The sequence below is a fragment of the Ligilactobacillus aviarius genome, assembly GCF_001654615.1.
Taxonomy (GTDB): domain Bacteria; phylum Bacillota; class Bacilli; order Lactobacillales; family Lactobacillaceae; genus Ligilactobacillus; species Ligilactobacillus aviarius_B.
Window position 1 is genome coordinate 230,207 of sequence record NZ_LWUD01000051.1, and the last position, 12,674, is coordinate 242,880.

At 40.6% G+C, this 12,674-nt stretch carries 13 protein-coding genes and 1 tRNA gene; 6 read left to right on the top strand and 8 right to left on the bottom strand.

Annotated elements, in window-relative coordinates:
• Positions 1 to 41 precede the first annotated feature (41 nt).
• The 3 genes from A3O17_RS07425 (at position 42) to A3O17_RS07435 (ending at position 1,807) form a co-directional block, all read left to right on the top strand.
• The gene (locus tag A3O17_RS07425; protein WP_064212705.1) at positions 42 to 473 is read left to right on the top strand and encodes an HIT family protein; all 432 of its coding nucleotides are present in this window, start codon (positions 42 to 44) and stop codon (positions 471 to 473) included.
• 2 nt (positions 474 to 475) lie between these two features.
• On the top strand, positions 476 to 778 hold the full coding sequence (locus tag A3O17_RS07430; RefSeq protein ID WP_064212704.1) for a hypothetical protein: 303 nt from the start codon (positions 476 to 478) through the stop codon (positions 776 to 778).
• A 123-nt stretch (positions 779 to 901) separates the two neighbouring features.
• A complete protein-coding gene (locus A3O17_RS07435; protein ID WP_057828088.1) occupies positions 902 to 1,807 on the top strand; it encodes a peptidylprolyl isomerase PrsA in 906 nt (301 codons plus the stop codon).
• An 83-nt stretch (positions 1,808 to 1,890) separates the two neighbouring features.
• Here the strand turns inward: A3O17_RS07435 and A3O17_RS07440 are convergent, their stop codons facing one another.
• From A3O17_RS07440 to A3O17_RS07460, 5 genes are all read right to left on the bottom strand, one after another.
• Positions 1,891 to 2,841, bottom strand: coding sequence for a 3'-5' exoribonuclease YhaM family protein (locus A3O17_RS07440; protein WP_064207742.1), 951 nt, complete (start codon positions 2,839 to 2,841; stop codon positions 1,891 to 1,893).
• Between the two features lie 42 nt (positions 2,842 to 2,883).
• The gene (locus A3O17_RS07445) at positions 2,884 to 4,989 is read right to left on the bottom strand and encodes a PBP1A family penicillin-binding protein (RefSeq protein ID WP_064212703.1); all 2,106 of its coding nucleotides are present in this window, start codon (positions 4,987 to 4,989) and stop codon (positions 2,884 to 2,886) included.
• A gap of 201 nt (positions 4,990 to 5,190) precedes the next feature.
• The gene (gene argS / locus A3O17_RS07450) at positions 5,191 to 6,885 is read right to left on the bottom strand and encodes an arginine--tRNA ligase (RefSeq protein WP_064212702.1); all 1,695 of its coding nucleotides are present in this window, start codon (positions 6,883 to 6,885) and stop codon (positions 5,191 to 5,193) included.
• 215 nt (positions 6,886 to 7,100) lie between these two features.
• A tRNA-Gly gene (locus A3O17_RS07455) sits at positions 7,101 to 7,171 on the bottom strand.
• A gap of 42 nt (positions 7,172 to 7,213) precedes the next feature.
• A complete protein-coding gene (locus A3O17_RS07460) occupies positions 7,214 to 7,474 on the bottom strand; it encodes a DUF2187 domain-containing protein (RefSeq protein ID WP_064207745.1) in 261 nt (86 codons plus the stop codon).
• A 145-nt stretch (positions 7,475 to 7,619) separates the two neighbouring features.
• On the opposite strand from A3O17_RS07460, the gene A3O17_RS07465 reads away from it, so the two are divergent.
• Positions 7,620 to 8,348 carry a deoxynucleoside kinase gene (locus A3O17_RS07465; protein WP_064212701.1) on the top strand — a complete coding sequence of 243 codons (729 nt, stop codon included), beginning with the start codon at positions 7,620 to 7,622 and terminating at the stop codon, positions 8,346 to 8,348.
• A gap of 33 nt (positions 8,349 to 8,381) precedes the next feature.
• On the opposite strand, the gene A3O17_RS07470 is transcribed toward A3O17_RS07465, so the two are convergent.
• Positions 8,382 to 8,726 carry a hypothetical protein gene (locus A3O17_RS07470; protein ID WP_064212700.1) on the bottom strand — a complete coding sequence of 115 codons (345 nt, stop codon included), beginning with the start codon at positions 8,724 to 8,726 and terminating at the stop codon, positions 8,382 to 8,384.
• Between the two features lie 185 nt (positions 8,727 to 8,911).
• Between A3O17_RS07470 and pepV the strand changes: the two genes are divergently transcribed.
• A complete protein-coding gene (gene pepV / locus A3O17_RS07475; protein ID WP_064212699.1) occupies positions 8,912 to 10,315 on the top strand; it encodes a dipeptidase PepV in 1,404 nt (467 codons plus the stop codon).
• Between the two features lie 205 nt (positions 10,316 to 10,520).
• A complete protein-coding gene (locus A3O17_RS07480) occupies positions 10,521 to 11,243 on the top strand; it encodes a 16S rRNA pseudouridine(516) synthase (protein ID WP_064212698.1) in 723 nt (240 codons plus the stop codon).
• Between the two features lie 33 nt (positions 11,244 to 11,276).
• Here the strand turns inward: A3O17_RS07480 and A3O17_RS07485 are convergent, their stop codons facing one another.
• Both A3O17_RS07485 and A3O17_RS07490 read right to left on the bottom strand, forming a co-directional pair.
• The gene (locus A3O17_RS07485) at positions 11,277 to 12,122 is read right to left on the bottom strand and encodes an NAD(P)H-hydrate dehydratase (RefSeq protein ID WP_064212697.1); all 846 of its coding nucleotides are present in this window, start codon (positions 12,120 to 12,122) and stop codon (positions 11,277 to 11,279) included.
• 73 nt (positions 12,123 to 12,195) lie between these two features.
• Positions 12,196 to 12,674 (bottom strand): YjdF family protein (locus A3O17_RS07490; RefSeq protein ID WP_155729657.1); only part of this gene is annotated, 479 nt, incomplete at its 5' end.

Sequence of the window (12,674 nt, forward strand, 5' to 3'; positions counted from 1 at the left end):
TGTATACTTGATTGTGAACGATAAATGAAAGAAGGATTATTATGGCTGACAATTGTGTTTTTTGTAAAATCATCAGTGGTGAAATTCCAAGTACAACGGTTTATGAAGATGAAGATGTGAAGGCATTTCTTGACATTTCGCAAGCAACGCCTGGACATACGCTTTTAGTTCCTAAAAAGCACGTTCAAGATATCTTTGAATACGATGATGATCTTGCTCAAAAAGTCTTAACTAAAATTCCAATGATTGCGCGGGCCGTTCGCAACTTTGATCCTGCAATTCAAGGATTAAACATCGTCAATAACAACGGAGAAATTGCATACCAGTCAGTCTTTCATTCCCATATTCACTTTATTCCGCGGTATTCTGCAGATGAAGGGTTCTCAATGCATTTTGCTGACAATACTGCAAACTACAACGCTGATCAATTAGAAGAAATTGCTGCCCGGATCCGGACTAAATTGGAGAAATAATTATGAGAAAATTTCTTTTGCGTTTCATCTTAATTTCAGGAGCTTTAGCTGGAATTGCATATTGGAAAAAAGATCAAATTCTGGACGCATTGATCCAACATTCGATCGATGTTGATCGCATCAACGGATCAGTTGATAATGTCATTGATAAAGCTGAAATTGTTAAGCAAAAAATTTCAGAAGCCAAACAAGTCTTTAATGATTCTAAAGATGTGATTCAAGATTTAGAATCAGATATTACCAAGTATTCAACCGATATTCAGCCGTTAATCGGCAACATCAAAAGCGAACTTAAAGATAAGTAGATTAAAAACAGAATAATATATGAAAATTTACTGAATTTTATTCCGCCCTGCCTTTTTTATGGTATAGTTAGGAATGTTATTAAAAAAGAATAGAAATGGATGTGTTTATTTCTTATGAAGAAAATGAAAAAACTGCTTGTTGCAGCTTTAGGGGTTTTAATGGCATTCAGTTTAGCTGCATGTTCAAAGACCGTTGCCACAACTTCAGGTGGTAAGATCACTGAAAGCGAATATTACAACAAGATGAAGGAAACTCAAAGCGGTAAACAAGTCCTTCAACAAATGATTTTAGACAAAGTGCTTGAAAAAGACTACGGCAGCAAGGTTTCAAGCAAAGATGTCGACAAGCAATACAATGCATTGAAGAGTCAATATGGTGCTCAATTCTCAACTGCATTGCAACAAAATAATTTGACCCCTTCAACATTAAAGGATCAAATTCGGGATAACTTGTTACTTAAGCAAGCTGTAATTGCAAACACAAAGATCACCAACAAGATGCTCCAACAACAATGGAAGAGCTTCGAACCAAAGATCACGGTTGCTCACATCTTAGTTCAAAAGGAATCTGATGCTCAAGATGTCATCAACCAACTTAAACAAAACGGCAGTTACGACAACTTCAAGCAATTAGCTAAGAAGTATTCAGAAGATACTGCTACAAAGAACAAAGGTGGCAAGCTTCCTTCATTTGACGGAACAGACACTCAATTAGATAACTCATTCAAGCAAGCCGCATTCAAGTTAAAGACTGGTCAATTCACTGAAACCCCAGTTAAGACTCCATATGGTTACCAAGTTATCTACTGCATCAAGAACCCTGGCAAGGGTCAAATGAAAGACCACATCAAGCAATTGAAAGATCAAATCATCAATGAAGAAATGAATGATCAAGCAACATTGCAAAAGGTTGTATCTAAGGTATTGAAGAACGGTGACGTTTCAATCAAAGATAAAGATTTACAAAACATCTTAGCAAACTACACTGGTTCAGGTAACAATACAGGTGCAGCTCAAAACAATAAATAAGATTAGTTAAATAAAAGCCCTGCAGCGATTGCTGCTGGGCTTTTTGTTATCTAAAAAATCCCAGCAATCTTGCTGGGATTTTTCTAATCTTGGTTTTCCGGTTTATAAAAGTTGCGCCCATCCAGGCCAAAGATTCGTTCTGAAAATTCACCCTTTTCAGTATGATCAAGCGCGCCCTTCATCATTTGAATTGAAGCATCAAGATCATCTAAATGGTGTAAGATTTCAGCTTCCATTAAATGTGGTTGAACCGGTGATCCGTATTCCATCAAACCATGATGGGCTAAAATCATATGCCGTAATAGGATCACATCTTGACTTTGTTGGTCAATTCCAAGTTTTTGACAAGCCTCAACGATCTGCTCATCGATCAATACAATATGGCCAACTAAATTTCCTTCCAACGTGTAACGCGTTGCGATCGGTCCAGAAAGTTCAATCACCTTCCCCAGGTCGTGTAACATCGCCCCGGCATACAGTAACGAACGGTCAACAAAGTCGTACTCTTCAGTTACCGCCTTGGCCAACCGCAAGATCGACAGCGTATGGTATGCTAACCCGCCAGCAAAGGCATGGTGGTTCTTTTTCGCCGCTGGGAACGTGAAGAACCGGTCATGGTATTTCTTTACTAGATAATGAACGATTTTACTCCATGTCGGATTTTTAATTTCCAAGAAAAAGGCATTAAAATCTTTTTCCATCGATGAAGTATCTTCCGGAGCTTTGGGAACAAAATCTAATGGATCATTTGGCTCGCCGTCGTGTGGAAGATGAAGGTTAAAGATCTTGATTTGCGGGTTGTTTTGATAATTTTCCCGTTTACCGGTAATGTGAACGACCCGCCCTTCTTGAAAGTTTTCAATATCTTCATCTGATGCATCCCAAAACTTTGCCATAATCTCGCCTGAACGGTCACAGAAAATAAATGAGATAAATTTTGAGCCATTCTTCGCAATTCGGACATCTGCCGTTTTGATCAACGCAAACAGATCCATATTTTCATCAATTTCATAGTCAAAAATTTCTTTTGCCATCTGCCTCGCCTCTTTAAAATTCAATCAAATTCAATTTAAAAATTAATGATTATTAATAAAGTTTTCGATTTGTTGTTTCCATTGGCTAGCTTTCTGCTTGATCGTGTTGCCAATGTTTTGCCCATTTTCCTTAATATTATCCCATAATCCGCTCGCACTTGAACCCGGATTGCTTGATTCATTTGCAAGTGTTGAAGCTGCTTGAACGCCAAACGCTGTCTCATTTGTTGTTGGAATGATTCCCTGCATTTCAGCTTTAAACAAGCCAGAACCTTCATTGGCTCCGTATTCGCCAAGGTTATACTTATCGGAATCATATCCCATCCACGTTGCAACCACAACGTCCGGCGTGTAACCAATAAACCAGTGGTCATCTTCAGCCGTTCCGTTTTGATTGATATCATCTGTGCTTTGCGTTGAACCAGTCTTTCCCGCAATCGTATAGCCAGTTGGGGCAGCACTCACGCCCGTCCCGTCCTTATAAACATCGATCATCATACTGGTCATTTCTTTAGCGATCTTCTTTGACATGATCCGCTTATGCTTAATATGGGTATTATCAACAATCACCTTGCCTGAAGCATCTTCAATTTTAGTAATTAAATGCGGTTCATAACGAACCCCGTTGTTTGCAAAGGCCGTATAGGCGCTTGCCATCTGGTAAGGTGAAACTCCCTTTTCCAACCCGCCAAGAGCCAGACTTAAGTTATCATCCGCTTTGGTGAGCTTGATTCCAAATTTTTCAACGGAATCGTAACCCTTTTGAACGCCAATCTTGTTTAATAACCAAACCGCTGACGTATTTTTACTTAAAGCCAATGTTTCATACATTGGAATTTTACCGGCATACTGGTCATTCCAGTTTTGCGGCGTATAATGGTTTGACCCATATGACTGAAGCTTATCTTCAACCATTGAATCATAGTGCCAACCGTTTTCTAATGCCGGAGTATAGACCGCTAACGGCTTGATGGTCGATCCTGGTGAACGCACAAGTTGCGTTGCCCGGTTATATCCCCGGAACACGTGCGTTCCTGGACGGCCCCCAACTAATGCGGTGACTCCACCATTATCCGGATCAATTGCAATTGAAGCTGCTTGGGCTTCCGTTCCATCAGGCTGAGCTGGTGGGAACAATGCTTGATCTTCAAACGCATTTTGCATTACTTTTTGCTGACTTTGATTCAATGACGTATAAATCTTATAGCCACCGTTCATAATGTCCTTTTCGGTCAAGCCATAACGGTTGATGGCTTCGCTGATGACGGCGTCAAAGTAATACGGATAATTGTAACCTGAATGATAAGTGTAATTATCATGCGTAACCATTGGCGTTGCTTGATACTGCTTCATTTCACTCTTGGTCAGTTTTTTATTCTCATACATAAATTGTAATACCAAGTTTCGCCGATCCCGTGAAGCTTTCGGATGATCAGCCGGATTAAACCCGTTTGGATTGGTCAGCATTCCCGCCAAAGTGGCAGCTTCAGGAATCGTTAATTGGGAAGCATGAACCCCAAAGTAACGTTCCGCCGCATCTTCAACGCCCCAAACGCCATTTCCAAAATATGCATTATTTAAATACATCGTTAGAATTTCATTCTTACTGTATGTATTTTCAACCTGCATCGCAATGAAAATTTCCTTTGCTTTCCGCGAGAAAGTTTGCTGTTGCGATAAGAAAGCATTCTTAACCAGCTGCTGGGTGATCGTACTTCCCCCACTGCTGATCGTGCTTTCACCCATTAACCGGTTCCGAATCAGTAACACAACCGACCGGGCAATTCCTTTAACCGAGAAACCATATTCATGGTAGAAATTCCGGTCTTCGGTTGAAAGCACCGCATTCGGCATGTTTTGCGAAATTTTCGATAATGGGACCCACGTTCCCTTTTGCGAATAAAGCGAACCGGCCTTTTTCCCCGAGGCATCATAAATCTCGGTTGTCTGCTCAAGCCGGGCCTTCAAGTCACTCACATGAGCCGTCTTGGCAATAAATACAAGGCGAACACTGACCATCAGGAAAACGGAAAGAAATGCAATCAGCAACCATTTCCAAATCTGATAACGATGCCACTTCGCCTTAAACCACGTTTTAAAGCGGCCCCACTTATCGCGTATCCATTCTTTAAATTCAGAATCTTTCATTTAACAAATCCTCTAATCAATTTGATCCACATTTCAAAAGTAATTCTTTTCATTATTATACCCTTTAAATGTGGCGAAATTATTAATTTTTTGAATTCAGCCTTTTGAGGCAGATAACCTTATTTTAACGAACTCGCTAAAAGAAAGCCAATCAATAAAAAAGAAGATGTGACTCTTTGATCACACCTTCTTCTCCTTTAATTACATTTCATCTGGAGCCTTAACACCCAATAAGCGCAATGATTCCTTCAAAACGGTTGCAACACTTTGAACAAGGGCTAACCGTTCATTCTTTTGATCATCATCAACTAAAATCTTGGTGTGGGCATAGTATTTGTTGAATGCCTTTGCTAAGCGGATCGCATATTTAGCAATTACTGAAGGTTCATATTCTTCAACCGCCCGTTTAACCATTGCAGGGAAGTCACCAAGCATCCGGACTGTTTCCCATGCATCCGGATCATTTAATCCTTCAACGTGAAGATCGGTATTTTCATCAACACCGGCCTTCCGTAAAATACTCATTGCCCGGGCATGTGAATATTGAACGTATGGTCCAGTTTCGCCTTCGAACCGCACAACTTCTTGCAAGTCAAAGTCGAATTGATTCAACCGTTCGTTCTTCAAGTCGTGGAAGACAACCGCGCCAACGCCAACTGCATCCGCAACTTCATCCTTATTTTCAAGGGTCGGGTTCTTTTCTTCAATCTGTTCTTGAGCAAGTTTAACCGCATCATCAAGAACTTCTTCAAGTAAGATAATGTTGCCGCGCCGGGTCGATAACTTCTTCCCGCCAGAAGTGATCAAACCAAATGCAACGTGGTGCATATCGTCAGCCCAATCATCGCCCATTTCTTTCAGCACTGCAACTAATTGATGGAAGTGGTTTGATTGTTCATTTCCCATTACATACAGTGATTGAACAAAATTGTATGTCTTCTTCCGGTAAATTGCAGCTGCCAAATCCCGCGTGATGTACAAACTTGTTCCATCTGATTTTTGAATCAATGCCGGATTCAAGTCATATTTTGAAAGGTCAACGATCATTGCCCCTTGGCTTTCTTCAAGCAAGCCCTTTTCCTTCAATTCATCAATTACTGGTTGCATCTTATCGTTGTAAAATGCTTCCCCGTTATATGAATCAAAGGTGATGCCTAACCGCTTGTAGATCTTCATGAAGAAGCTTAATGATTCTTCACGGAACCATTTCCAAAGGCGGGTTGCTTCTGGATCGCCATCTTCAAGTTTCTTGAACCATGCCCGCGCTCCATCATCAAGTTCTGGATGTTCCTGGTCTTCTTTGTGGAAACGCACATAGTACTTCAACAACGTATTGATTGGATCTTTCTTAACATCTTCTTCATTTCCCCAAAGCTTGTAGGCTTCGATCAACTTTCCGAATTGAGTTCCCCAGTCACCTAAGTGATTGATTTTAATTGGGTTATAATTCGTTTTCTTTAAGATTTCTGCCAATGAATTTCCGATTACGGTCGACCGCAAGTGACCCATTGACATTGGCTTGGCAATGTTAGGTGATGACATATCGATCGTGACGTTTCCTTGGTGGCCTAAATCTTGATCACCATAGTGTTCCTTTTGGTCAAGAACTTCGCTTACAATTTCCTTGCCAAATTGCTTTTTGTCTAAGAAAAAGTTGACATATGGGCCAGCCGCTTCAACCTTTTCAAATCCCGTTTGGTCAATTTTTTCCACAATATCTTGGGCAATCATTTGGGGTGCTTTGTGCATTACCTTCGCTAAAACAAAGGCTGGAAAAGCAAAGTCCCCCATTTTGATTGACTTCGGAACTTCGATTTTGTCATTGATTTCATTTAAATCCAAATCATCGCCAACAACGTTTGCGATCGCTTGGGCAACCATTTTCTTATAATCCATCGTAAAACCTCCTGTAATAAAAAAGTCTCTTGCAAAAAATGCAAGAGACGAGTTATCCCGCGGTACCACTCTAATTGATTAAAAGTAATCCACTCAAATATTTAGTTTGCTATTCTAAGAAGTGCGATTCAGTTTGTTCCTATATCCGGCTTCCATCATCCCGAACTCGCTGTAATATTTCCAAACCTACTAGTTTCTATCATCGAATATTTCCAAGCGGATGACGAGAATCGAACTCGCGACGCCAGCTTGGGAAGCTGGAGTTTTACCACTAAACTACACCCGCATGTGCATTTAGTATAGCATAAAACTCGCTCAATGTCATGGGTTATTTTTTACTCTTTGAAGCTTTTTTCGCGTCTTTTTCCTGTTTTTTCTTAAAACCATCTTCATCAAAAAGATCCTTTAAACTGATGATTGCTTGATTATGCAGGTCACCAGCTGCGATCTTATCCTTTGAATCAAAATCAGTAAATTGAACAAGCGCTGAATTTTCGTAAATCTTGCTAATTGTTCCTTTAAATTGGTGCTTCATCGGCCCAAATTTTTCGCAAAAAACAGTATCGCCAACTTTTAATTTCTTTGCCATTTTAAACGCGCTCCTTTACTTGAATTTCTTATCAAGACTACCAAATTTTACCGTGAAATGCAACAACCGCGTTTTTCTCAAAATTGATTTCTCATTTTTTTCCATGTAGAATTGGAAAGGATTATTAATCAAAGGAGCATTCAAAATGATTACACTTGCAGGAATTATTGGTTCGGGCAAATCAACAATGACTGATATTTTGTCAAAGGAGCTTGGTTCAAAAGCGTTTTTCGAACCCGTTGAAGATAACCCGGTTCTTCCATTATTTTACAAAGGAAATGAAATCGCCGCTAAAAAACGGGCAGCCGGCGATCAGAACGCAACTAACCCGTATACATACTTACTCCAAACTTTCTTTGTGAACCGGCGTTTTCGGATGATCAAGGAAGCGAAAAAAGAAGCAAATAATGTCCTTGACCGTTCAATTTATGAAGACGCCCTCTTCATGAAAATGAATACCGATATGGGAAATGCAACGGCCGTTGAATATGCAACTTATCAAGAATTGCTGCAAAATATGCTTGATGAATTGCAATATGCAACCGGAGTTGATTCTCAAGACCTAATGATTTTCATCAAGGTTTCCTATGATACAATGTTGAAACGAATTCGCAAACGTGGTCGGGATTATGAACAGATCGAATCTGACCCAACATTACCGGAATACTACCAAAACCTCCTTCAATACTATGACCGGTGGCTGAAATGGTATGATAAATCACCAATTATGGTCATCGATGGCGATAAATATGACTTTGTTGCTAATCCGGATGATCGTAATCAGATCCTTGATGATATTGAAGATCAATTAGTTGAACTTGATCATCTTACAGCTGAAGAAGCCGCAAAATTAAAGGCTCAACGCCGGAAGTAAATAAAAAAAGCGATCAGTCAAAAGTGCTGATCGTTATTTTTTACTCGTTAAAACCTGAGCTGCTTGCAAATCGATTTTATTTGAAACAATGCATGTTAAAGTATACAAATCAAGGAAGTAAACTAAAATTCCCATTGATTGGGCTGCAATCACTAAGATCAATGATGTCCAAAACAAAACCTGACTTAAAATGGCCCACTTCCGTTTTTCGTGATTCAAAGCTTTAACCGTCTTCATTTCCGTTGCGGATAAATTTCGCGGATCGCGCGGTGCAACTGACATCCGAATCTTCATCAACTTAATATTGATGCGGATATTCCACACTGTCAAAAACGCAAGGACGACCCACACAAGAATACTTCCAACCTTTATCGACATTTATAAAATGCCCTCTCTCTAATTAACTTAAATCTTTCAGCAAGCATTATACCATATGACAGATTCTTGCAATCAAGAAATCCCAACTTTTTTGCGATGTTTTAATAACTAAAATCTATTCGCTTAATTTCCTTGTCATCTTTGAATATGATACTATTAAGGTAATAAAGTTAAGGAGGAACGATATGACGACAATTGACTGGAAAAAAGAAGCTGAAAGCCGTAAAGATGAACTTTTAGCAGATTTAAAAGCAATGTTACGGGTCAAAAGTGTCCGTGATGAAAGTAAGAAAGCTGAAGATGCTCCTCTTGGCCCGGGACCAAAAGCTGGATTGGATAAGTTTTTAGGAATTGCTGAACGCGATGGCTTTGCAACTAAGAACATTGATGGCATGGCCGGTCAAATCGCATTTGGCGACGGCGATGAAACCCTTGGAATTCTTGCCCACGTCGATGTTATGCCCGCTGGTGAAGGATGGAATACTGACCCATTCGAACCAGTAATCAAAGACGGTAAATTATATGCCCGCGGAGCTTCAGACGACAAAGGTCCAAGTATGGCATGCTACTACGGGTTAAAAATTATCAAAGAACTTAACTTGCCGGTAAGCAAGAAAGTTGCATTCATCCTTGGAACTGATGAAGAAAGCTCATGGCGCGGAATGGACTACTACTTCAAGAACATGCCTGAACCCGACTTCGGCTTTTCACCAGACGCCTTCTTCCCAATTATCAACGGCGAAAAAGGAAACGTAACGTTTGATGCCAAATTCGATGGCACAAACGGCGGCAAATATGAATTGGTTAAATTCAATTCTGGCTTGCGGGAAAACATGGTCCCACGGGACGCTGAAGCATGGGTTAAGGCTACTGATTACAAGGAAATGATCAAAGCATTTGATGAATTCATCGCTGAAAACCCGGTAGTTGGCGAAGCTGATATTCGCGATGGTCAACTTTACATTCACATGATTGGGAAAGCTGCCCACGCTCAAGAACCAAAACGGGGAATCAACGCTGGAACATACTTAGCCCTCTTCTTGAATCAATTTGATTTTGAAAACGGGGCCAAGGACTTTATCACCTTTGCAGCTGAAAAACTTCACCTTGATTCACGGTTGAAGAACTTTGACATGAACTATACGGATGATGTGATGGGTGACTTAACAATGAACCCTGGCCTCCTTTCATTTGAAGATGGCAAAGAAGGTTCAATCACCCTGAACTTCCGTTATCCAAAAGGTACTGATCCTGAATACATCGAAAAGGGATTGAACACGACTGCTGATGAATACCACGTTCACTTTGAAATGCACGATGGCGGCATGGTTCCGCACTACGTTGACGAAGACGATCCGTTAGTGAAAACATTATTAAATGTTTACCGCGAACAAACTGGCGAAGATGCTCATGGCCAAGTTGTTGGTGGCGGAACGTACGGTCGGTTAATGAAGCGCGGGGTTGCCTTTGGCGCAATGTTCCCAGGTGTTCCTGACACAATGCACCAACCAAACGAATTCATTCCGGTTGATGACTTGATCAAGGCCGCAGCAATTTATGCTCAAGGGATCTATGAATTGATTAAATAAAAACGAAGGTGTGACAAAACGTTAAAAACGAGCGTGGTGGAAGCAGAAAAGTGAACGAATCGCGTCAGCATAGATTCGGAGGTTTTCGAATTAGCTTCGCGTCACCACATAGCTCGTTTGTTTTGGAACCCGATTATGCAAGGATAGCAAAGAGGTTGCGACTTACGTCACAACCTCTTTTATACTAACTTAAATGAGGGAAACTATGCGAATTGATAAATTATTAAGCAATCTTGGAATTGGCACTCGCTCTGAGATCAAAAAAATGATCAAACAAAAACAAATTAAAATCAACGGTGAACTTGTCAAAAACGGAAAAGATCAACTTGACCCTGATTCTGCTCAAGTTAGCATTAACGATCAGCCGGTTGCAATTCAATTAACAAAGTATTTAATGCTCAATAAGCCGCAAAACGTGATTACCGCAACCGAAGATGCATCCCAACGGACCGTTCTTGACTTAATTGCCCCGGATGATTTGGTTAAGGGACTCGCACCGGTTGGCCGTCTTGATAAGGATACAACTGGGCTTCTCTTATTAACGAACGACGGTCAACTCGCTCATCGGCTCCTGGCACCGCATAAACACGTTGCCAAAACATATCAGGCAACGATTGACGGAATTGTCAATGACGATACGATTGCCCGTTTCAAAGCCGGAATTCGCCTAAAAGACGGTACGCTCTGCAAACCAGCCACGTTAAAGATTATTTCAGTTGTTGAAAAAGACAATCAATCGGAAGTTGAAATCACAATTACCGAAGGAAAATATCACCAAATCAAGCGGATGTTTGCGGCGTGCGGCATGCATGTGGCAACGCTGAACCGGATTGCGATGGGGCCGTTGAAGTTTGATTCATCTCTAAAACCCGGCCAATACCGTCCCCTTTCTGAAAATGAAATTCAAGCATTATTGAAATTAAAGTAAAAATAAAACCGTGAATCTTCACGGTTTTATTTTTTATCCACAATTTCTTTTCATAAAACTTTGTAAGTGACTAATAATATTTGTTGGTAAAACAACATATTTCTCTTCAGCTAACTCATCGGCAATCTTACTGTGGGTAAATACTGCTGCCTGAATCCGGTCTTCAAATGAAGCATCAAACTGGGCAATAAACGCCGCTAAAATGCCCGTTAACGTGTCGCCCATTCCGCCAGTCGCCATTGCCGGGCCACCAACCATTAGCTTACGGATTTCGCCATTTGAAAAATAAATTTCAGAATGATGTTTCTTCAAAATCACGGTAGCATTCAAGCTTTGTTGTGCTTCCTGATTTCGATGAGTATTATTTTGTTCACTAATGGGAATTCCACTTAACCGTTGCCATTCCATTTGATGAGGAGTGTAAACCACATGTGCATTTGTTGGAATAGCATCCTTTAAAGCTGCATTTTGCGCAACTAAAGTAATTGCCGAACCGTCAATAATCAATGTTTGATTCGATGCGATGTTGGTAAACACCGTTTGAATTACTTTTTCGGCGATTGAATCATTGCCTAATCCTGGTCCGAGAACGATTACATCCACTCCCTTGATCAGTGAAATAAATTGAGGTGCATCAAGATAATCCACAAACATCGCTTCTGGAACTACTGAATGAACCGCTGTTAAATTCTCCCTGGCAGTCGCGATTGTGACTAATCCTGCTCCAGCGTGGACCGCGGCACTGCCGGCCATAATTGCCGCCCCACCCATATTCGGGTTACCGCCCACGATCAACACTTTACCAAACGTCCCCTTAAAACTGTTTTGCGGACGTTGGTGAATAACTTTTTTCAAAATATCAGCTGTAATGGTTTGCATGGAACCGCCTCTTTTCAGGGATATTATAACAAAAAATCCCATTACCCTCCTCCTTGGAAGGTAATGGGAAAAATTAATGTCCACGATGCTTTTGTTTTTTCTTTAATTGTCGAATTTCAAACTTCTTCCTTTTATGATTCGCCTTTGCTGCTTGCCGCTCCCTGTGACTTTGTCGCTTTCGCATTTCAATGTCAGCTTTAAGAGCTTGTTGAGCCTTTGAACCATAAAATTCAGCGTGAACTTGTTTTTGAGCTTCCCGTTGCATTCTTTTAGGATTGACTCGCTTGACCCTCGTTGAATCAAGTGCCTCTTTTGAAAAGTGAATTGTATTCCAACGCTTTAAAACTAATCGATATATATCACGGGTCTTTGGTAAACTTGTTCCCAAGTTGATCTCAGCGACTGCATATCGGTCATCAACAAAACGTTCAAAAACTCCCTTATAAAACGGTTTGTCAAAAACTACGGTCATGGTCATTCGACATTTCATAACCGCACCTCCTCGTAATATATGTTTTGTAATCATCTCACGATGATTTTCCTTAAAACTTA